Origin of the sequence: Amycolatopsis thermalba (assembly GCF_023376025.1) — a bacterium.
Classification (GTDB): domain Bacteria; phylum Actinomycetota; class Actinomycetes; order Mycobacteriales; family Pseudonocardiaceae; genus Amycolatopsis_E; species Amycolatopsis_E thermalba.
The window spans coordinates 826,311-844,728 of the sequence record NZ_CP091196.1 but is presented as its reverse complement, the minus strand read 5'-3'; the positions used below and the strand labels follow the sequence as shown (position 1 = coordinate 844,728).

The 18,418-nt window shown below is 72.9% G+C and carries 23 protein-coding genes and 1 tRNA gene; 6 read left to right on the top strand and 18 right to left on the bottom strand.

Features of this window, described 5'->3' with window-relative positions; genetic code table 11:
- The first annotated feature begins 624 nt into the window (after positions 1-624).
- Positions 625-882 (top strand): YbaB/EbfC family nucleoid-associated protein, encoded by a 258-nt coding sequence (locus L1857_RS04230; RefSeq protein WP_094008744.1) that lies wholly within the window; start codon positions 625-627, stop codon positions 880-882.
- 332 nt (positions 883-1,214) lie between these two features.
- Here L1857_RS04230 and L1857_RS04225 read toward each other — a convergent pair whose 3' ends face one another.
- Both L1857_RS04225 and L1857_RS04220 read right to left on the bottom strand, forming a co-directional pair.
- A complete protein-coding gene (locus L1857_RS04225; protein WP_346731864.1) occupies positions 1,215-3,539 on the bottom strand; it encodes an endonuclease/exonuclease/phosphatase family protein in 2,325 nt (774 codons plus the stop codon).
- Positions 3,540-3,720: 181 nt separating this feature from the next.
- Positions 3,721-4,122: a hypothetical protein gene (locus L1857_RS04220; RefSeq protein ID WP_094008742.1), complete on the bottom strand. Its 402-nt coding sequence runs from the start codon at positions 4,120-4,122 to the stop codon at positions 3,721-3,723.
- A gap of 219 nt (positions 4,123-4,341) precedes the next feature.
- Here L1857_RS04220 and L1857_RS04215 point away from each other — a divergent pair, with 219 nt between their 5' ends.
- Positions 4,342-4,821, top strand: coding sequence for a hypothetical protein (locus tag L1857_RS04215; protein ID WP_249464490.1), 480 nt, complete (start codon positions 4,342-4,344; stop codon positions 4,819-4,821).
- A 53-nt stretch (positions 4,822-4,874) separates the two neighbouring features.
- Here L1857_RS04215 and L1857_RS04210 read toward each other — a convergent pair.
- From L1857_RS04210 to L1857_RS04195, 4 genes are all read right to left on the bottom strand, one after another.
- A tRNA-Ser gene (locus L1857_RS04210) sits at positions 4,875-4,961 on the bottom strand.
- A gap of 45 nt (positions 4,962-5,006) precedes the next feature.
- Complete coding sequence (locus L1857_RS04205; protein ID WP_094008740.1) at positions 5,007-5,219, bottom strand: CsbD family protein; 213 nt, start codon at positions 5,217-5,219, stop codon at positions 5,007-5,009.
- Between the two features lie 50 nt (positions 5,220-5,269).
- Positions 5,270-5,722 carry a nucleoside deaminase gene (locus tag L1857_RS04200; protein ID WP_094008739.1) on the bottom strand — a complete coding sequence of 151 codons (453 nt, stop codon included), beginning with the start codon at positions 5,720-5,722 and terminating at the stop codon, positions 5,270-5,272.
- A 1-nt stretch (position 5,723) separates the two neighbouring features.
- Entirely contained in the window at positions 5,724-6,206 is a 483-nt protein-coding gene (locus L1857_RS04195) for a tRNA adenosine deaminase-associated protein (protein WP_094008738.1), read from the bottom strand.
- 58 nt (positions 6,207-6,264) lie between these two features.
- Between L1857_RS04195 and L1857_RS04190 the strand changes: the two genes are divergently transcribed.
- Positions 6,265-7,491: a M20 metallopeptidase family protein gene (locus L1857_RS04190; RefSeq protein ID WP_162831226.1), complete on the top strand. Its 1,227-nt coding sequence runs from the start codon at positions 6,265-6,267 to the stop codon at positions 7,489-7,491.
- A gap of 21 nt (positions 7,492-7,512) precedes the next feature.
- Positions 7,513-8,466 carry a prephenate dehydrogenase gene (locus tag L1857_RS04185; RefSeq protein ID WP_116114110.1) on the top strand — a complete coding sequence of 318 codons (954 nt, stop codon included), beginning with the start codon at positions 7,513-7,515 and terminating at the stop codon, positions 8,464-8,466.
- A 3-nt stretch (positions 8,467-8,469) separates the two neighbouring features.
- On the opposite strand, the gene L1857_RS04180 is transcribed toward L1857_RS04185, so the two are convergent.
- Entirely contained in the window at positions 8,470-8,766 is a 297-nt protein-coding gene (locus tag L1857_RS04180; RefSeq protein WP_116114112.1) for an antitoxin, read from the bottom strand.
- Between the two features lie 91 nt (positions 8,767-8,857).
- On the opposite strand from L1857_RS04180, the gene L1857_RS04175 reads away from it, so the two are divergent.
- The gene (locus tag L1857_RS04175) at positions 8,858-9,298 is read left to right on the top strand and encodes an SRPBCC family protein (protein ID WP_094008734.1); all 441 of its coding nucleotides are present in this window, start codon (positions 8,858-8,860) and stop codon (positions 9,296-9,298) included.
- Here the strand turns inward: L1857_RS04175 and L1857_RS04170 are convergent.
- The 8 genes from L1857_RS04170 to L1857_RS04135 form a co-directional block, all read right to left on the bottom strand.
- On the bottom strand, positions 9,295-11,682 hold the full coding sequence (locus L1857_RS04170; protein ID WP_429728347.1) for a CHAT domain-containing protein: 2,388 nt from the start codon (positions 11,680-11,682) through the stop codon (positions 9,295-9,297). The two genes, L1857_RS04175 and L1857_RS04170, sit on opposite strands and share 4 nt — an antisense overlap.
- Before the next feature lie 244 nt (positions 11,683-11,926).
- The gene (locus L1857_RS04165) at positions 11,927-12,412 is read right to left on the bottom strand and encodes a hypothetical protein (protein ID WP_094008733.1); all 486 of its coding nucleotides are present in this window, start codon (positions 12,410-12,412) and stop codon (positions 11,927-11,929) included.
- Positions 12,409-13,014, bottom strand: coding sequence for an RNA polymerase sigma factor (locus tag L1857_RS04160; RefSeq protein WP_162830724.1), 606 nt, complete (start codon positions 13,012-13,014; stop codon positions 12,409-12,411). The genes L1857_RS04165 and L1857_RS04160 overlap by 4 nt, the downstream gene beginning before the upstream one ends.
- Positions 13,015-13,118: 104 nt before the next feature.
- A complete protein-coding gene (locus L1857_RS04155; protein WP_249464484.1) occupies positions 13,119-13,445 on the bottom strand; it encodes a protease inhibitor I42 family protein in 327 nt (108 codons plus the stop codon).
- A 72-nt stretch (positions 13,446-13,517) separates the two neighbouring features.
- On the bottom strand, positions 13,518-14,093 hold the full coding sequence (locus tag L1857_RS04150) for a hypothetical protein (RefSeq protein ID WP_116113645.1): 576 nt from the start codon (positions 14,091-14,093) through the stop codon (positions 13,518-13,520).
- A 13-nt stretch (positions 14,094-14,106) separates the two neighbouring features.
- Positions 14,107-15,252: a C1 family peptidase gene (locus L1857_RS04145; RefSeq protein ID WP_167481579.1), complete on the bottom strand. Its 1,146-nt coding sequence runs from the start codon at positions 15,250-15,252 to the stop codon at positions 14,107-14,109.
- Between the two features lie 122 nt (positions 15,253-15,374).
- Positions 15,375-16,100, bottom strand: a complete 726-nt coding sequence (locus L1857_RS04140) for an SGNH/GDSL hydrolase family protein (RefSeq protein ID WP_249464481.1) — start codon at positions 16,098-16,100, stop codon at positions 15,375-15,377.
- Between the two features lie 9 nt (positions 16,101-16,109).
- On the bottom strand, positions 16,110-16,745 hold the full coding sequence (locus tag L1857_RS04135; protein WP_116113648.1) for an NAD(P)-dependent oxidoreductase: 636 nt from the start codon (positions 16,743-16,745) through the stop codon (positions 16,110-16,112).
- 101 nt (positions 16,746-16,846) lie between these two features.
- On the opposite strand from L1857_RS04135, the gene L1857_RS04130 reads away from it, so the two are divergent.
- Entirely contained in the window at positions 16,847-17,416 is a 570-nt protein-coding gene (locus L1857_RS04130) for a TetR/AcrR family transcriptional regulator (protein ID WP_116113650.1), read from the top strand.
- Here L1857_RS04130 and L1857_RS35650 read toward each other — a convergent pair.
- Genes L1857_RS35650 through L1857_RS04120 form a run of 3 tightly spaced genes read right to left on the bottom strand, consistent with a single transcriptional unit; the run spans position 17,391 to position 18,401 of the window.
- Entirely contained in the window at positions 17,391-17,528 is a 138-nt protein-coding gene (locus tag L1857_RS35650; RefSeq protein WP_429727732.1) for a hypothetical protein, read from the bottom strand. The genes L1857_RS04130 and L1857_RS35650 overlap by 26 nt on opposite strands.
- A gap of 40 nt (positions 17,529-17,568) precedes the next feature.
- Entirely contained in the window at positions 17,569-17,916 is a 348-nt protein-coding gene (locus L1857_RS04125) for a class I SAM-dependent methyltransferase (protein ID WP_429727731.1), read from the bottom strand.
- Positions 17,913-18,401 carry a GbsR/MarR family transcriptional regulator gene (locus L1857_RS04120; RefSeq protein WP_094008724.1) on the bottom strand — a complete coding sequence of 163 codons (489 nt, stop codon included), beginning with the start codon at positions 18,399-18,401 and terminating at the stop codon, positions 17,913-17,915. Before L1857_RS04120 ends, L1857_RS04125 begins: the two co-directional genes overlap by 4 nt.
- Between the last annotated feature and the right edge of the window lie 17 nt (positions 18,402-18,418).

Below are 18,418 nucleotides of genomic sequence, written 5' to 3'. Positions count from 1 at the left end.
GCACGGCTTCGGCCGCGCATGGGGCACCAGCCAGGCGGGCACGATGCAGCCGCGCGAGGGGGCACCGAGTGGGTGCGGCGCCAGCCAAGCGGCGAGGGCATCAGCCCTGCGAGCGGTGCTGGGTGGGCAGCCCCGCACCAGCCGGGCGGCGGGCACTAGCCGACCAGCGCAGTGCTGGATGGGCTGGCGCGGCACAAGTCGAGCGGATGCCGACGCACCCAGCAGATGCCTGGCGCTCAGCGGATGCCCGGTGCCACAGCGGTGGCCGGTGCGCCACCCGCGGGCGCGGGTCGGTGCCAGTCGTGCGGCTCGGTACCGCGCGCGACGCCGGCCACGGGGCGTGTGGGAGCTCGGGCGCGCGGCGCTAGTTCGCTGGGCGGAGCCAGCTCTGGGGCTCCAGTGTGTCCGGCGTGGGCGTCGGGCGGGGGACGTATGCCCTGGCCCAGCTCAGGTCGCTCCGCAGGGTTGCCGGCACCGCGGGTGAGACCTCGCGGCGGGACAGGTGGTCGACGGTCGCGCGAACCCAGTTCATGACCTTCCAGACGTTGCGCGCCTGTGGTTGGTTCCCCACGGAACCGCTGGGGAGTCGGTGACGTCGTAGCAGCCGAGAGGAAGAGGAACCCGGTGAACCGCGAGCTGACCACGAAGTCCGAGACCGTCGACGAGCGGCCGGTCGCGCGGCGGCGCCAAGCCGCTCAGCAGGTCACCACCGCCCAGGACGACTGGGGCCTGGTCGAGGTGGGAGTCGCCGCGGACGGGGAGATCCTCGAGGTCGCCATCAACTCCGCCCTCTTCGAGCACGTCAAGCCGATGGACCTGGCCGAGGCGATGCTGCAGGCCGCCAGGGCCGCCCAGCGGCGGGCCAGGCAGCTGCACCGCTGACCACCACCACCCAGACCACCCGGCGGCGGGCCAGGCAAACACACCACCCACCCTGCGGGCCAGGCAACGGCAGCACCGACCGCCGCCAGCCACCCGGCGGCCGGCCAGGCAACCGCACCGCCGACGGCCGCCACTCAGCGGCGGGCCAGCAGCTGCACCGGCGCCCCCACACCATCCGGCGGTGGACCAAGCAACCGCACCGCTGACCACCGCCACCCAGCAGCCAACGGCCGGCCGAACAACCCACCGCCCACCGCCGCCACCCACCCCCGCGGCGAGCCAAAGCGACCACACCACCGACCGCCGCCGAAGAGGCGGCGGTCGGCGCCGTGTCAGCGGGTCGGGCGGTAGCGGATGATCTGCGGGTCGTGGTCGCTCGCCTGCTCGGCGAACTCCGCGTTGATGTGCACCACGTCGTAGTCGACCCACCGCAGCGCCCGCGACGTCAGGATGTGGTCCAGCACCTGCGAGTTGCCCTCGTAGACGTAGCTGTACCGCTCGTCGGCGGGCAGCCGGTCGATCTGGTCGGTCAGCGCGCCGCCCGCGGTGAGCGTCCGCAGCGCGGGCGAGAACTGGTAGTCGTTCAGGTCGCCGGCCACGATGACGTCCGCCCACGGGTCCGCCGCCAGCAGCTGGTCGACGAACCCGCGCAGCACCTGCGCCTGCTGCCCGCGCTGCACCTCCGAACTCCGCGCCGGCGGCTGGTAGCGGCCGTGCGTCGGCTGGTCGCCGCCCTTGGAGTTGAAGTGGTTGGCGATCACGAAGACCGTGTGGCCGTGGAACACGAACTCCCCGGCCAGCGGCTTGCGGCTGTTCGCCCACGCCGCGTTGCCCGGATCCACCCGGCCCGGTGACACGGACAGGTGCGGCTTGCCGCGCTCCCGCACCACGGACACCGCGGTGGTCGCGTCGCCACCAGGGCGGTCCACGAACGACACCCGGCGCGGGTTGAACAGGAGCCCGACCCGGATGTTGCCGCCCGGCTCGCCGCCGTCCATCCCCTCCCGCGGGTCGATCTGCCGCCACTCGTAGCGCGGGCCGCCCGCGGCGACGATCGCGTCGGTGAACCGCCGCAACGTCTGGTCCGCGGCCACCACGCCGTCGCCCTCGCCCTCGGCACCGTTGTTGTCCTGGATCTCCTCCAGCGTCACGATGTCCGGTGACGCGAGGCTGTCCACGATCCCGTGCGCCAGCTGGTCGAACTTCTCCTGATCGTCCACAGCGGACAGGTTCTCGACGTTGTAGGTCGCCACGGCCAGCTCGCTCGGCGACTGCCTGCGCGTCACCTCGCGCTGGATGCCACCGTCCTTGACCTCGCCCAGCACGGTGGCCTGCAGCGTGTACCCGCCGAAGCTGTCGTACTCCACCGGGCCCGAGGTCGGACCGGCGAGCGTGTCACCCGTGTCGGCCTGTGGGAACGGCCGCTGCGCGAACGGGATCAGCGACTCGATCTTGAGGATCCCGGTGTTCGGCGTGTCGTATCCGGTGTAGACGGTGCCGCCGCGGTCGGTCCGGTTCTCCCGCGGCTTGGTGGTCACGTAGATCTCGTTGTACTCGGTGGACGGACCGACGACGCCGGCGTCCAGCACGCTGACGACCTCGCCCTCGTGCGACTCCCAGAAGTCCAGCGAGTACTTCGCCGGCTCCAGCGGCAGGCCCTCGATGTTGCCACCGGGCTGGGGCGCGAGCGCGCCGGGCACGGTGGCCGGCGTGATCGGGGTGGCCGCGGGCAGCGGGTTGCCGCTCGACTGAACGGTCCACTTCGGACCGGTGATCTCGGTGGTGGACTGGTAGGTCGAGTTCGCGCGGCCGTCCGGGTAGTACTCGGTGACGGTGCCGGAGACCGTGACGGCGTCGCCGACTGCCACCGCGGGCGTGGTCGAGCCGGTGAACACCAGCACGCCCTCGCTGGTGCGCGGGTCGGCGTCGGGCCGCGGGTCGGTCATCCAGAAACCGCGCGCGGAGCCGAAGGTGCGCAGCGCGGTGACGATGCCGGTCACGCCGGTGACCTTCTTGCCGGCCAGCGGCGAGAGCCGGGTGGTGCCCTGGATGTCGTGGATCTTGGCCGGGGTGCCGCCCGCGTCGCCGCCGGAGGTCTCGCCCTTCGTGTTGACCGGGGTCGGCGTGCCGGTGGTGAAGTCGGTGGCGTTGTCGTCGGTGTCGGTCAGCGTGGCGCGGGCGGCCGAGGTGGTGTTGCTCGGCGCCGCCGTCGGGCTGCCTTCGCGGACGGTCGCCGAGCCGTAGCCGACGAGGTCGCGGACGCGCGGATCGGCGGCGCAGTCGGCGGTGGTGAGGCAGGTCAGCGCGGTGGTGCCCTGGACGAGGGCGACGGTGCCGGAGGTCGCGGACATCGCGATCGACCCGGCCGCGTCGGCGGCGGGCAGCGAGACCGCGCCACCCGATCCGGTGGCCTCGGCGACCAGGTACCGGCCGCCCGGCGCGACCGAACCGGTCAGCGCGGTGACCTGCCACCGGCTCGACGCGCTCGGCGAGCCGGGCAGGTACTGCACGCTCCAGCCGTCCAGCGCCGCGCTGCCGCCCGCGGTGGCGATCTCGATGAAGTCGCTGGTCAGCGTGGCCCCGCTGTTGCCACCGCCGCCGTAGACCTCGGCGATCACGAGATCCGCGCTGGCCGCCGACGCCGGTGCGACGGCCACGGTCACACCGGCGAGAGCGGCAGCGGCGAGCACACCGATTCTTCGACTGGTCGTCACCCTGAGTCCCCTCGTCTGATCATCAGTCGAGGCATCTTCCCTCGATGAGGTGAGACGAAGGAAGACTCAGCGGCAACAACCGGTAACGGTTCGTCCACCCGGCCTACGACCGACGGCGGGTGCCTCAGTGGTCGTTGGTGTACGAGCTCTTGGTGGCCCAACCGGTGCTTTCGCCCTTGTAGTACAGCTCGATGTACGCGCCCTCCGGCAGGTTGTAGGCACCACCGTCCTTCGCCGAGTGCATCACGCAGGTAGCGAAGCCGCCGTTGGCGACGGCCTCGTAGCGCCACCCACCGTTGGCCCAGACGTTGACCTGCGCGCTGGAACCGTTGGCCGCGCTGTCGCAGACGGAGATGCGGTCGCCGTACTCCTCGACGTACACGGTGACACCGGGAGCCGTGAAGGTGTGGTCCCAGCCGTCGCCGGGTGGGTCGGGCATGGCGGCGGCGGTGCCGGCGGGAACCAGCGCCGCGACGGCCGCCACAGCCGCCGCGGCGGACAGAGTGCGGATGTTGAGCAGTCTCATCGAGTACCCCCAGAAGACTTGATCGGCAAGAAGCTGAAGTTACGACCGGGTGCTGGCCGATCCCAGGCACCTCCCGCGGGCGTTCCCGCAGGCGACGGGCGGCCGGTACGGGCAGCCTGCGGGCCCCGGACGAGGGAACCGGACCGCCCGTCCGCGTGAGCGGGCCACCACCGGCCACCCGCCGAGCCGAAACTGGGTTTCCCAACGAAAGGCAGGCACATGAGGCGGATGATCGGCACCCTCGCGGGCGCGCTCGCCGTCGCGGCCCTCGCCGCGGCTCCGGCGTACGCGGACAACGGCCACTTCGTCACCGGCGGTGGCAACGCGGCGGTGTGCACCGACACCGGGACCCGGTTCGAATGCGCCGGCAAGGTGGCCGGCCTGGGCGGCACGACCTTCGAGATCACCGCCACCGCCACCGGCACCGCGAAGGTCGAGTGCGTGAACCCGGCCGGCGTTCTCGTGACCGGTCAGGACACCGAGGTCGAGATCACCGCGACGAGCGGGCGGCAGCAGACCCCGCACAACGGGCAGTACACCTTCGCGCTCACGAGCAAACCGACCGGGGTCCCGGCCGTGCCGGCGTGCCCGAACCCGCTCTGGACGGCCAAGCTGCTCAATGTGACCTTCACCACCGCGACGCTGACCCTCGCCGTGGAGGGCGCCACCGCGGAGGAGATCACGGTCGACGTCGGGTAGCGGAAACGACGAACGCCGGGCCTCCCTGGCGGGAAACCCGGCGTTCGATCCGGCGGTAGCGGTGGGATTTGAACCCACGGACGGGGTCAACCGTCACACGATTTCGAGTCGTGCTCCTTCGGCCGCTCGGACACGCTACCGCCGACTAGGTTACTAGACGCCCACGAGCGGCTTGCAGGCACTCCTCACCTGGTGCGGAAGCGGCGCTGCGCGTCCCGCGCGGCGGTGGCCGCCCAGTCCGCGACCTCGGTGGTCGTCTCGCGCACGACACCGCGGATCCGCTCGGCACGACCGGCCGTCTGGTGACGGCGGTTGCCGGTGAGGCGGCCGAACAGCTCACGCGCCCCGCCCTTGGCCTGGCGGGACCGGCTCGTCATCCGGTTCTTCACGACGTTCATCGACCCTCCTTCGACGCGGTCGACAACGGGCTACCCCACCTCGCGCGGCGTCACACGTCCCGGTGACCGGCGAAGAAATCGGCCAGCAACGCGGCGCACTCGGCCTCCAGGACCCCGCCGCGCACCTCCGGCCGGTGGTTGAGCCGCCGGTCGCGCACCACGTCCCACAGCGATCCGACCGCGCCGGTACGCGGCTCCCAGGCCCCGAACACCACCCGGGCCACGCGCGCGAGCACCAGCGCGCCCGCGCACATCGTGCAGGGCTCGACCGTCACCGCGAGCGTGCAGCCGTCCAGCCGCCAGCCGTCGCCGAACTCCCGGGCGGCCGCCCGCAGCGCCAGGACCTCGGCGTGCGCGGTCGGGTCGCCCAGCTCCTCGCGGGCGTTGTGGGCGCGGGCGAGCAGGCGGCCGTCGGGCGCGAACACCGCGGCGCCGATCGGCACGTCCGGGCCGGCCTCCCGCGCCGCGGCCAGCGCCGCGGACACCAGGTCGGCGTCGGACACGTCAGATCTCGTCGAGCAGCGCGGTGAACTCGCCGCCGAACCCGCAGCGCTGCGCGATCATCTGCAGCTGCTCGTCCGGGTAGAGGTCGACCTCGCCGGCGATCACCTCGAGCTCGGGCCCGGGCAGGCCGACGTCGGCGAGGATGTCGAGGTCGCCCTCGGGCCAGATCGAGTCGTCCTCCTCGTCCGGCGGCTCGACCCGCAGCACGTCGAGCACGTCGGCGGCGATGTCGTAGTCCAGCGCCGCCGCCGCGTCCGAGAGCAGCAGGGACGGTCCGCGCGGGCTCGGCCGCACGATCACGAAGAACTCGTCGTCCACCGCGAGCAGGCCGAACACGGCCCCGGTGGACCGCAACTTGGCCAGCTCGGTGATGGCGGCGTCCAACCCCGTGAGCGCACCGGCGTCGAGCGCGCTGCAGCGCCACTTGCCGTCCTCACGGACCACGGCGACCGCGAATCCCGCAACCGGCTCCTTCACCGACATAGCGCACACCGTATACCTGGACGGATCATCGGTGCAGTCGCTCTGCGAGGATCGGATGATGACGGGACCCACCGAGTTGCCCCCATTGCCGGACACCCGGCTCGCCGCGTTGCTCTCCGAAGCCGAGGCTCTGCAACCGGCCACCGTCGCGCTGCGCCGCGAGATCCACGCCCACCCCGAGCAGGGCCTCCACCTGCCGCACACCCGGGCCGCCGTCCGGCGCGCGCTGGACGGCCTGCCGCTGGAGATCGTCGACGGGAAGTCGACCTCCGCCCTGACCGCCGTGCTGCGTGGTGAGGAGGACGGACCTGCGGTGCTGCTGCGCGGCGACATGGACGCGCTGCCGCTGCAGGAGGACACCGGGCTGGAATTCGCCTCCGAAGTGGACGGGACGATGCACGCCTGCGGCCACGACGGCCACACCGCGATGCTCGCCTCCGCGGCACGGCTGCTCGCCGCCCACCGCCACGAGCTGGCCGGATCGGTCGTGTTCATGTTCCAGCCGGGTGAGGAGGGCTACCACGGCGCGCGGCACATGATCCACGAAGGCGTGCTCGACGCGGCCGGATCGCGGGTCGAGCGGGCCTTCGGCATCCACCTGCTCTCCCACGTCGAATCCGGCCTGATCAGCACGCGTCCCGGGCCGCTGATGGCGTCGAACGACACGTTCACGATCCTGGTCACCGGCAAGGGCGGGCACGGTTCGAGCCCGCACAACGCGATCGACCCGGTGCCCGCGGCCGCGGCGATGGTCGGCGCGCTGCAGACGATGGTGACGCGGCGGATCAGCGTGTTCGACCCGGCCGTGGTGTCGGTGACCCGCATCCAGGCGGGCACCACGACCAACATCATCCCGGAGACCGCGGAGGTCGCCGGCACGATCCGGACGCTGTCCGAGTCCACCCGCGCGCTGGTCAAGGCGGAGCTGCCGAAGGTGTGCGAGGCGGTCGGCGAGGCGCACGGCTGCCGCGTGCTGGTCGACATCGAGCCCGGCTACCCGGTGACCGTGAACGACCCGGACCAGGCGCTGCGCGTGCTGGACCTCGCCCAGCGCGTGCTCGGCCGGTCGGAGCTGATGCCCGATCCGATCATGGGTGCCGAGGACTTCTCCTATGTGCTGCAACGGGTTCCGGGCGCGTTCGCGTTCCTCGGCGCGTGCCCGCCCGACCTCGACCCGGCAGAGGCGCCGACCAACCACTCCAACCGCGTGCGTCACGATGAAGGCGCTTTCCCGAAGGGTGTCGCGATGTACGCGGCCTTCGCGCTCGACGCCCTGGCAGGATGACGCCCCGTGCGAGACGTATGCGTGATCGGGCTCGGGTTGATCGGCGGCTCGGTGCTGCGCGCGGCCGCGGCGGTGGGGCGCGAGGTGTGGGGCGCGACGACTTCGGCCGCCGACGCCGAGGCCGCGGCCGCTGACGGCTTCGACGCCTCGACCGACGTGGAGGCCGCACTGCGGCGAGCCGCCGACCGGGACGCGCTGGTGGTGCTGGCGGTTCCGCTCACCGCCGTCGAGGAGGTGCTGCGGACCGTCAACGTGTACGCGCCGACGTGCCTGCTCACCGACGTGACCAGCGTGAAGACGGGCGTGCTGACGGCCGCCCGCGCGTTCGCGCCGGAAGCCCGGTTCGTCGGCGGCCACCCGATGGCGGGCACCGCGGAGTCCGGCTGGCGCGCGGGCAACGCGGCGCTGTTCGGTGGCGCGGCCTGGGTGGTGTGCGTCGAGGACGACACCGATCTGTCCGCGTGGGCCGAGGTCGCCCGGCTGGCGATCGACCTCGGTTCGCACGTGGTGCCGCTGACCGCGGCGACGCACGACGAGGCCGTGGCCCGGATCTCCCACCTGCCGCACCTGCTCGCCGCCGTGCTCGCGGCCGTCGGAGCGGACGGCGGGCCGGTCGCGATGGCACTGGCCGCCGGCTCCTACACCGACGGCACCCGCGTGGCCGCCACCCGCCCGGAGCTGGTCCGGGCGATGACCGAGGGCAACCGCGAGGCGCTGCTGCCGGTGCTCGACGAGGCACTCGGCCGGCTCGGCGCCATGCGCGGGTCACTGGCCTCGACCGGCGGCCTCGCGGTCAGCATCAACTCGGGTCACGAAGGCGCGCAAGCGCTTGCGGCCGCCAGGCAGGCCACACTGTCGGGCGTCCGCGTCGCGCTGGGTGCACCGGACGCCCGGGACGGCCTGCGAGCGCTCGGCGAACGCGGCGGCCGCATCACCGCTCTCACCGACGACACCGCCATCGGCGAGGTGCCGTAAGGGTTACGGCTGGGTCGGTCCGGGCTGCGTCGGTCCGGTGGGTCCGCTCTGGGGACCGGCCGGACCGGGTCCGCCCTGCGGACCGGCCGGGCCGGGGCCGGCTTCGCCGTCACCGCCGCCGGACTGCTTGTGCAGCAAGTCCTTCGCCTTCGACGTGACGTTGTCGATCTTGCCGGAGTGCTGGCCGAACTTCGACTTGGCGAACCCGCTCGCCTTGTCGAGTCCGTGCTCGATCTTGTCGGCGTTCTGGCCGAGCGCCTGCTGCGCCTTCTTCTTGATCTCGTTGAAGTTGATGCCCATGAACCAATGAAACCCCAAGGTCAGCGCCCCCGCATCCGGTAAGCCCCTGGTTTACTGCTCGGTAACCCCTACCCGAGCGGAAAGGTCACCGATGCCCGCCAGGACGTTCACCTTCGAGGTCACCCGCACCAGCAGCGCCCCGCCCGCAACCCTGTTCCGGCTGGAAACCGACGGCGCGCGCTGGTCCGAGTGGGCGAAACCGCTCATCGTCGTGTCCCGCTGGGACCGGTGGGCCGATCCGGTCGGCGGGGTGGGCGCGATCCGGAAGGTGGGCGCGTGGCCGCTGCTGACGCGCGAGGAGACGGTCGAGTACGAGCCGGACCGGCGCCACGTCTACACGCTCGTCGAGCCCGCGCCGGTGCGGGACTACCGCGCCGAGGTGCTGTTCGAGCCGCACGGCACCGGCACGCGGCTGACCTGGCGCGGCTCGTTCCGGGAGAAGGTGCCGGGCAGCGGGCCGGTCGTGCGCGCCGCGCTGGCGGGGGCGATCAGGTTCCTGTCCGCGAAGCTGGTGAAGGCCGCCGAGCGCTAGCCCGCGCCCAGGCAGAGGAAGGGGCGGCGGAGCGGATCCGCGGCGGTCGCGTGCGCCAGGGCCAGCGCCGGGGAGATGCCGGACGCGAGCCGCTGGTGCAGGTCGGTCATCGCCTCCGCCGCCGCCCGGTCGCCGACCCGCGCGATCGCGCCGACGATCGTGCGGGACCCGCTCGCCAGCAGCGCGCCGGCGAATCCCAGCGCCTCCTCGCCCGGCCGGATGTGGCTCATGGCCAGCTCGCACGCGGCCAGCACCACCCGGTCCGGCGGGCGCCGCAGCTGCGCGGTCTCGTGCGCGAACAGCGGCCCGTCGACCAGTTCCAGCCGCGAGAACAACGCGTTCGCCGGCTCGTGCGCGCCGTGCGCGACCAGGTGCGCGAGGCCGGACCCGTCGAGCGCCGCCAGCACCGCGGAACTGGTCGCCGCCGGACCGTCGACCAGCGTCGCCGACGGGTAGACCGCCCGCAGCTGCTTCACCTCGCCGATCGCGCCGGGCACGTCCGGCCCGCCGACCAGCACGACCGGGTCGATCGGCTCCCGGCGCATCGCGCTCACCCACGCCGTGGCCGACGGCGCGATCGACAGCGGACGCCCGCGCAACGACGGCAGGGCCGACCACGGCAGCGCGTACAACTGGCCGGTCGGCACGATCACCAGTTCGCGGTCGCCGATCGCGTCCGCGAGCGGCCGGACGACCCGCTCGTCGAGCAGGCGGGCCCGCTTCTCCGCGGACGCGGTGACGGCCGCGACCAGTGGCAGCGGGAGGTGGTCCGGGGCCAGCGCGTTCAGGTCGGCGTGCAACTGCTTGGTGATCTCGACGACCTCGTCCAGGCCGCCGAGCCGGACCAGCCGGAACCGGCCGTCCCGCACGATCACCGCGGACAGCTCGCCGTCCTGGCCGATCAGGCTCACCAGCACGCGTTCGCCCAGCTCGGCGGCGACTTCTTCGGGTGAGCAGACCGGGCGGGGACGGCCCCACGGGCTGGTGTACCAGCCGAGACGGCCCGCCTCCCGCTGCAGCCGGGCGTAGCGCTGCTCCAGCGCCGTCACCGGCCTGCCCTCCAGGCGGTTCTGCTGCGCCAGGCGCTGCACCTGCCGCATCTCGGTGATCAGCCGGGCGAGCACCGGATCGTCGATCGCGGGCAGTGGTTCGTAGCGGTAGACCTGCGCGCGGGTCCGCTCCTGCCAGGCGAACAGCCGGCGCGCCCCGGCGTGGCCGCGGGTCGTGCCGAGCACGAGACCGACCGCGAGCCGGCCCAGTTCCTGGCCGTGCACCGCGGTCCCGCACACCAGGTCCAGCCCGCCCATCCGGTCGCGAACCCGGCTCAGCTCGTCCAGCCCGGCCCGCGCCTGCGCCAGCGCGGCCCGGGGACGGCCGGTCGCCACCGCGAGCTCGGCCCGGCACAACCGCAGCAGCATGACGTGGTCGATGGGGGTGGTGCGGCGCGGCCGCGGAACCCGCGCCAGCAGCTCGCCCGCCGCCGTGACCTCGCCCCGGCGCAGCAGCAGCCGCACCGCGAGCAGCCGCGCGAGCGCCGCCTCGTCCCGCAGCCCCAGTTCGCCCAGGCGGTCGGCGTGCGCGGCGAGGCCCGCGGCGAGCCGCGCCGGGGGACGGCCAGAGCCGCCGAGGACCTCCGTCGCGTCGGCGCGCAGCCGGGTCAGCGCGGCGACCGCGGCCCAGCGTTCGTTGCCGCGCCGGAGGAACCGGCGCCGGGCGAGCTCGGCCAGCTTGCGTGCCCGGCGGTGGTCGTTGTCGAGGATCGCGGCCGCCGCGCGAGCGACCTCGGCTTCGGCGATGTCCTGCACGTTGCGGCTGGCGCGCAGCTCGGGCAGGACCTCGTCGAGGTGCCGGGCCGCGTCCTCGGCCAGCCCGGCGACGAGCAGGGCCCTGGCCTGGTCGACCCGCAACCGGGCCAGCCATCCGGGAGCGGCGTCCTGGTAGATCCGCGCCGCCTGCTCGTAGTGCCGGAGCGCGCCGGGGATGTCGCCGAGGAGCTGCCCCTGTTCCCCCAGCAGGTGCCGGACCTTGCCCTCCAGGCGGGTCAGCCCGTGCTCGGTGGCCAGCTCGAGGCAGCGCCGCAGGTCCGCCAGTGCCGCGTCCGGCCGCTGCATCTCGACGTGGATGTTGGCCCGGTTCATCAGGTTGCGGGTGAGGGACAGCCCGTTGTCGTCGGCCTCGGCCTCCAGCATCGGCAGGATCTCGTCGAACAGGGCCAGCGCCTCGGACAGGCGGCCGACGCGGCCCAGCACCAGCGCGCGCTGGGCGCCGACCAGCGCCCGCAGGACCCGCTGGGGTGGTCCGCACGGCAGGCGCTCGGTCAGCAGCAGCGCCTCGTCCAGGTGGCGCAGGCCGTCGGCGGCCGATCCGGTTTCCGCCTCGGGCATCGCGAGGCCCAGCAGGACCCGGGCCCGCAGCGTGATCCACTCGACGTCGTCGGGGCCCGTCGCCAGCACCCGCAGCGCCCGGTTGAACAGGCGGACCGCTTCGACGTTGCGGAAGTTGCCCGCGGCGTCGGCGGCCCGGCCGCGCAGCTCCGATGCCCGGTCCAGCGCACGCCGGAGATCACGCAGAGCCGCCACGCGGTCTATCTGAGCACATCCCGGGACCAGTTGGGGCGGCCGGTCGAACTCAGAGCACGACCGCGGGCGTGACGACGGTGCGGCGGCTGCTGGCCCCACCCACCGAGATCACGATCTGGGTCGTCCCGCGCGGCACCTCGTCGAGCACGAACCGCCCGCCCTCGTCGGCCACCGTCGACGACGAACCGTGCTCGGCCACCCGCACCTCGACCCCGTGCGCGGCGGCGGGCACCAGCCAGCCGTCGATGCGGTGGCAGTGCCCCACCCTGGTCAGGTTGATCATCACCGTGAGGTCGCTGACCGTGAACGTGATCGTGCCCTCGTCGGTGATGCTGCGGACGCCGGCCAGCGCCGGATCGGCCCGCTCCCACTGGGCGATCTCGAAGTCGAGGTTCTCCAGCTCGAGGGCGAACTGCACGCGCTCGACCAGTCCCTCGGGCGGCGGGTCGACGGCGGCCAGCACCCGCCCCAGATCGGCCAGGAGCGCTTCGTCGTCGGGGTGGGCCCCACCCCCCGGCACGCCGATGTCGTTCATGCGCTGCCCCCTTCGATGTCCAGCAGTTCGCGCATCGTTTTCAGGCAGCGGCCGCGGTTGGGCCCGATGCTGCCGCGCGGCATCTGCAGCGCTTCCGCGACGAGCCGGTACTCGGCTCGGCCGGCCAGCACGGTGAGCCGCAGCAGCTCCTGGCACCGCTGCGGGAGTTTGCGGAAGGCGTGCCACAGCCGCTGGTCGCGCTCGCTGCGCAGCACCTCCGCCTCGGGCGCGGGTTCGGTGCTCGCCACGGTCTCGGCCAGCTCGTCGGTCAACGGCACCGGCGGCGGTTTCCGGCCACGCACGCGCTGCGACTCGTGCCGTGCGGTGACGACCAGCCAGCCGGCCAGCGCTTTCGGTTCGCGCAGCCGGTCGAGGTGGCTGACCAGCGCCAGCCACACGGTCTGGACCACGTCCTCGGCCGAATGGGTGTCCAGCCCCTGTCCGCGCGCCACGTTCCACACCAGCGGGGTCAGCTCGGCGACCAGGCGGTTCAGGGCTTTTCTGTTGCCCGCGCGGGCAGCCTCCAGGCACGCCTCGAACAGCTCCGGTCCGCGGAGTCCCTCCCAGGACGGGTCCGCCTCGGCGGTCCTCGCTTCGGTCACCGCGTTCGCCCCCACTTCGCGTGGTACTCCTCGGGTCAGCGCTTGGCAGTATCTCCGGCCCTGTCACCGTGCAGAGGACGAAGGCCGAAGCCAGATACACAACATCACTCGTTCGGAGTAGTCACGACGAGCACGAACGTGACGGAGCGGCGCGGCTCCACCTCCCACGGCCGCGCCAGCTCCGCCCGGAGCAGGTGCCGGCCGGCCCCGACGACGTCGAGTGCCAGCCGGCGCACGCCCCCCTCCCCCGGTGGCCCCTCCCCCAGGGACCGGATGTGCTCGTCCGCCACCACGCGGACCGAGTCCGGCAGCCGCCAGCGCCACCGGTACCCCGACGCGCGGACCTCCGGCAGACGCAGCTCGACCGTGTCCCCCACCCGCAGCCGAGCCGTCTCCCCCGCATCCGCCTGCGCGAGCCGGATCTGTGTCACTGGAAGCCCCCCGGGGTGGCGGTGGCCGGCGGCCCCCTCGGCTGCCGGCCACCGCCGGTCTGTGTGCCGGCGTCAGACCAGGATCTGGTCGATCTGCCCGGCGGCGTTCTCGTGGAAGGACACCGGCAGCCCGTGGTTGCGGGCCAGCAGCGCCAGGGTCGTCAGGGAGCTGCGCCCGTCCCCGGCGGAGGCGAGCCGCTTCCAGCCCAGGCCGGCGACGAACACCCAGACCCCCGGGTTGGCGCTCGTCGACCACAGGCTCGTGATGGAGCGGTTGCGGATCCAGACGCCCTGTGCCGACTGGGCGGGTTGCGCCGGGTGGACCGGCTGGGCCGGGTGCACCGAACCGTTGCCGTTGGGCGGGGTGTTCGGGTCGTACACACCGGTCGGCGGCGGAGTATTCGGGTCGTACACACCCGTGGGCGGCGGAGTATTCGGGTCGTACACACCCGTGGGCGGCGGAGTATTCGGGTCGTATACACCAGTAGGCGGTGTGTTCGGGTCGTACACACCGGTCGGCGGTGGCGTGTTCGGGTCGTACACGCCAGTCGGCGCGCCCGGCCCGGTCTCCGCGGTCAGGGCGGCCAGTTCGGCGTTCGGGTCGTCCTGCGGGCCGGTGTCCGGCGTCTCGCTCTTGCTCGTGGTCATGCTTCGCTCCCCATCAGTAGGTGGTGGCAACCTTGGTCAGCACGCCGCGGTCGAGGAACGGGCTGACGGGATGACCACCCGCCCGCGCCTCGGCGAGCAGCGCGAGCTGACGGCTCACGCTCGCGGCGTCCCCCGAGAGCCGGACCCAGCCCAGCTGCTCCAGATACGCCCATTCGCCGTCACCGGCGGAGAACAGACGCAGCGCGCGCTGCGGCGGTAGCCAGGCGCGCAGGGTGACCCCGGTGCAGCCGAGGGTCGTCGGCCGCGGTTCCGGGTAGTCCTCGATGAAGGCTTCGCCGTAGGCGATGCGGAAGAACCCGCCCTCGCCCCAGTCGGTGCCCCAGGAGTTCTTGGCGATCCAGCAGTTCTGCTCGTCGTCCCACCCGATGAGCGCGACGCAGTGCCCGCCGTTGCTCTCCGTCGTGGTGGCGCGGTAGATGCCGCCGGTGTAGTGGAAGAAGTCGTCGTAGATCACCATGCACGCGGTGACCGGGCCATAGCCGTAGATGTGGTGCTTGATCGCGGCCGGGTCCTGGGTGAGATCGACGACGCCTTCCGCGCGGGCGACGCGGTTCACCCAGTTCGGGTGCAACGCGCCGGTTCCCTCGTCCGAGTAGGGCCAGTAGTCCTCGAAGGTGACGCCGTGGGACGCGCAATCACCCATCAGGTCGTCCGGCCAGGATCCGGTGTCTCCCGGTTTGCGGTGCCCGGGCGCGAACCCGAAGAACAGGTGCGCCTCGGACAGGTCCAGGCGCATGCCGGTGTTGCGGCGCGTGTAGGCGGCGGTCCCCTCCAGCGCCGCCACGGTGCCGAACGCGCTGCACGACCCCGATTCCCCCTGGTCCTTCACCGGTGTCACGTAGCTGCGACCGCACACGTCGCGCAGGTCGAACTTCACGGGCAGCGTGCTGCCCGGCGCGTGGAGGGCGGTGCAGGGCTGGCCGGCGGCCCCGAGCGCGACCTCGAGCATCCGCCCGGGCAGATCGGCCCGGGCTTCCACCTCGGCCGCGCTCGGGGCCGGCACCCCCAGCCGCACCCTGCGCGACTCGCCCGCCAGCCGGCTGAGCACCGTCTCCCCCGCCTGCCACGGATCCCCCATCGTGGCAAGGGAATCCCGCACGGCGCGGATTTCCTCGGCGAAGGGCCGGGGAGAACTCATGCGTTCCTCCAGTCGGTGTGCAACCAGCCAACGCCCCCTATGACGCGGAGGAGCCCTCGCCAGATACACAGCGACAGAAGTTTTTCCAAAGCACCTGGTCGGCAGCGGCCGGTTTCACCCGTTCAGACCAATGCGACCGCTTCCGCCAGCTTCCCGGCCCACAACCGGTAGCCGGCGGGCCCGGGGTGGAAGCCGTCCGTCGCGAACAGCTCCGGGTCGACCACCTCGCGCGGCACCGGGCAGTGGGTGACGCCCGGCAGGGCCGCGAGCGTCGCGGCGGCCGCGTCCAGCGCCTCGCCCCGCAGACCCAGGACCAGGCGCAACGGCTGCGGCAGCGACGGGAACGCGCCGAGCGGCGGGACACCGGCCAGCAGGACCGGCACCGGGCCGAGCGCCCGGCGCGCCGCCACCACCAGGGCCAGCAGGTCGCGTCGGTACCGGCCCGGCGAGCGCATCTCGATGGTGTCGTTCACGCCGAGCGCGACCACGACCAGGTCCGCCGGCTCCCGGCACGCCTCGTCGAGCAGTTCCGCCCGCACGGTTCGCGCGTTGGCACCCGTCCGGCCCGCGACGCGCCAGGAGATCCCGCGCCCGAGCCGCCCGGCCAGCACCGACGCGAGCTGCCCGGTCAGCGCCTCCTCGTGCGTCTCCGCGCCGACGCCATCCACTGTGGACTCGCCGATCACCAGCAGCCGCACCGGATCCGGGCCGGCAACCGAACCCGTCAGCGGCCCGGACGCGCCCGGCAACCGCGGCGTCGTCCGGCGGACGCGAAGGCCCTGCGCGACCAGCACCGGCGCGAGGCCGACAGTGGCCGCGACGGCCAGGAAAGCGCGCGAAGTTGACACCCGTTCACATTAGCCCTTGGCGATCGACACAGCCACCTTCGACAGCCCCGGATCCGCGGCCGCACGCAGGACGTAGTCGGCCAGGTCGGCCCGCGAGATGGTGAAGCTGCCACGCACGTTTCCCCTGGTCTCGCTGGCTATCCGGCCGGTGTGGCGGCCGTCGTTGAGCTTCGGCGGGCGCACGATGGTCCAGTCGAGCCCGGACGCGATCACCCGGCGTTCCATCTCGCCCATGTCCGCGTACTCCTCGCGCAGCATGCGGATCAGCATCGGCTTGACCACCAGGCGCGTGAACCAGCCGTCCCCCTCGCGGTGCATGCCGCTGTTGCTGACCACGACCAGCCGCCGCACGCCGGCCGCCGTCATCGCGGTCATGATGCCGCTCGTCCCGTCGCGGCAGATCACGCTGGGCCCGCGGTCGCGCGGGCCCAGCGCGGACAGCACGGCCTCGCGGCCGGAGATGGCCGGCACCAGCGAGTCCGGGTCGAACACGTCCGCCGTCACCACCTCCAGCCGCGGCTGCGCGGGCACGTCCAGCCGCGCCGGATCACGCACCACGGCGGTGACCTGGTGACCCGCCGCCAGCGCCTGCCGCACCACCTCGACGCCCGTCCCACCGGTCGCCCCGAACACCGTCAGCTTCATGGCTTTCCTCCCTGGTTAGTGTTCACTCACCTGCTATAGTGAGTGAGTACTCACTAACCGTCAAGCGAGCACTGAGAGAACGCTGAGAACGCTGAGAACGCATGGGAACTCGGGAGAAGATCCTGGCCGCGGCCACGCAGATCATGCGCGAGCAGGGCTACGCGCGCGCCACGACCAAGGAGATCGCCCGCGCCGCCGGCTTCTCGGAAGCGGCGCTGTACAAGCACTTCGCGGACAAGACGGAGATCTTCCTCGGCGTGATCTCCTCCCAGCTGCCCGGCCTGGAGGCGGCGCTGGGCGACCTCACACCGGGGCGGCACGGCGTGCGCGCCAACCTGGTGCGCGTCACCGCCACGGCGATCGACTTCTACACCGAGAGCTTCCCGATCGGCGCGTCCCTGTTCTCCTCGCAGGAGCTGCTGACGGCCCACCGAGCCGCGATCCGCGAGCACGGCGCCGGGCCGCGCACCCCCGTCACCCGCCTGGCGAACTACCTGCGCGCGGAGCAGCGGCTCGGCCGCCTGCCGTCCACATCGGACCCGGATGCGATCGCGACGCTGTTGCTGGGCGCGGCGTTCCAGCAGGGCTTCTTCCGGCACTGGGACGCCGAGGCCGGCGACCCGGCGGTGCTGGCACGCAAACTCGTCAAGGCGGTGCTGCCCACCTCGTGACCGTGCTGCGGAAGCCGTCGGGGAACAGCTCGCGCTGCGGCCCGCCGAGGGCGGTCAGGGCGGCGGTGAAGGCACTGGTCATCGCGTGCAGCGGCCTGCGCCAGAACTTCATCGGGAAGCGCTGCCCGCCGCAACTCGGCCAGCGTCGGGCTTCAGTCCTCCAGGTAGTGCAGCACCAGCGAGGCGACCACGTCGTCGAACGCCTCGTCGGCGAACGGCAGGGGATCGCGCAGGTCGGCCTCGTGCAGCGGCACCTCGTCACCGAGCCGCCGCCTCGCCAGCGCCAGCATCGCGGCACTGGCGTCGACGCCGGTGACCACCGCGCCGCGGTCGCGCAGTTCGGCGGTCAGTGGACCCGCGCCGCAGCCGGCGTCCAGGATCCGGCGGCCGGCCACGTCCCCGGCCAGCGCCAGCATCGCGGGCCGCTCGTAGTACGCGTTCATCAGGCTGTGCTCGTTCTCCGCCGCGTACACCTCGGCGAAGCTGTCGTAGTCGTTCATCCCGTCCCCCCGCGCACGCCCTGGCTCGACGCGCGCTCCTTCTCCCAGCGTTCGAACAGCAGCGGTAGCTCCTTGATGATGAACGACAGGAAGTCCCGCGTGTCGGCCAGCCGCCGGCCCGCCGGGGTGTCCGCCCCCACCGCGTCGACACCCTCCTCGGCCGCGTCCCGCCACATCTCCATGAACCGGTCCCGCTTGCGCATGCTCGCGTACCACAGGTCGTCGAGCACCCGGAAGTGGTCGCGGCGCTCACCGGGCTCCCGCTGCCGCTCGACCAGCCCCACCTGCTCCAGGTACCGCACGGCCCCGGACACCGCCGCCGGGCTGACCTGAAGCTTCTCCGCCAGCTCGCCCGCGGTGAGGCGGCCGTCGTCGGTCACCATGAGCGCGGCCACCACGCGCGCGGCCATGCGCTGGATGCCGAGCTGGGTGAGCACGAGGGCCAGCCGCTCCACGTACCGGCGCACCGCCTCTTCGTCACGCATCACCGATCATCCTTCCG

What these genes read in the sequence shown, in the direction of transcription:
- L1857_RS04145 (WP_167481579.1), bottom strand. Translation starts at nt 15,252, where the DNA reads ATGAGTTCTCCCCGGCCCTTCGCCGAGGAAATCCGCGCCGTGCGGGAT.
- L1857_RS04165 (WP_094008733.1), bottom strand. Translation starts at nt 12,412, where the DNA reads ATGAACGACATCGGCGTGCCGGGGGGTGGGGCCCACCCCGACGACGAA.
- L1857_RS04180 (WP_116114112.1), bottom strand. Translation starts at nt 8,766, where the DNA reads ATGGGCATCAACTTCAACGAGATCAAGAAGAAGGCGCAGCAGGCGCTC.
- L1857_RS04175 (WP_094008734.1), top strand. Translation starts at nt 8,858, where the DNA reads ATGCCCGCCAGGACGTTCACCTTCGAGGTCACCCGCACCAGCAGCGCC.
- L1857_RS04170 (WP_429728347.1), bottom strand. Translation starts at nt 11,682, where the DNA reads ATGCCCGAGGCGGAAACCGGATCGGCCGCCGACGGCCTGCGCCACCTG.
- L1857_RS04220 (WP_094008742.1), bottom strand. Translation starts at nt 4,122, where the DNA reads ATGAGACTGCTCAACATCCGCACTCTGTCCGCCGCGGCGGCTGTGGCG.
- L1857_RS04125 (WP_429727731.1), bottom strand. Translation starts at nt 17,916, where the DNA reads ATGAACGACTACGACAGCTTCGCCGAGGTGTACGCGGCGGAGAACGAG.
- L1857_RS04150 (WP_116113645.1), bottom strand. Translation starts at nt 14,093, where the DNA reads ATGACCACGAGCAAGAGCGAGACGCCGGACACCGGCCCGCAGGACGAC.
- L1857_RS35650 (WP_429727732.1), bottom strand. Translation starts at nt 17,528, where the DNA reads ATGAAGTTCTGGCGCAGGCCGCTGCACGCGATGACCAGTGCCTTCACC.
- L1857_RS04135 (WP_116113648.1), bottom strand. Translation starts at nt 16,745, where the DNA reads ATGAAGCTGACGGTGTTCGGGGCGACCGGTGGGACGGGCGTCGAGGTG.
- L1857_RS04120 (WP_094008724.1), bottom strand. Translation starts at nt 18,401, where the DNA reads ATGCGTGACGAAGAGGCGGTGCGCCGGTACGTGGAGCGGCTGGCCCTC.
- L1857_RS04215 (WP_249464490.1), top strand. Translation starts at nt 4,342, where the DNA reads ATGAGGCGGATGATCGGCACCCTCGCGGGCGCGCTCGCCGTCGCGGCC.
- L1857_RS04195 (WP_094008738.1), bottom strand. Translation starts at nt 6,206, where the DNA reads ATGTCGGTGAAGGAGCCGGTTGCGGGATTCGCGGTCGCCGTGGTCCGT.
- L1857_RS04130 (WP_116113650.1), top strand. Translation starts at nt 16,847, where the DNA reads ATGGGAACTCGGGAGAAGATCCTGGCCGCGGCCACGCAGATCATGCGC.
- L1857_RS04205 (WP_094008740.1), bottom strand. Translation starts at nt 5,219, where the DNA reads ATGAACGTCGTGAAGAACCGGATGACGAGCCGGTCCCGCCAGGCCAAG.
- L1857_RS04190 (WP_162831226.1), top strand. Translation starts at nt 6,265, where the DNA reads ATGACGGGACCCACCGAGTTGCCCCCATTGCCGGACACCCGGCTCGCC.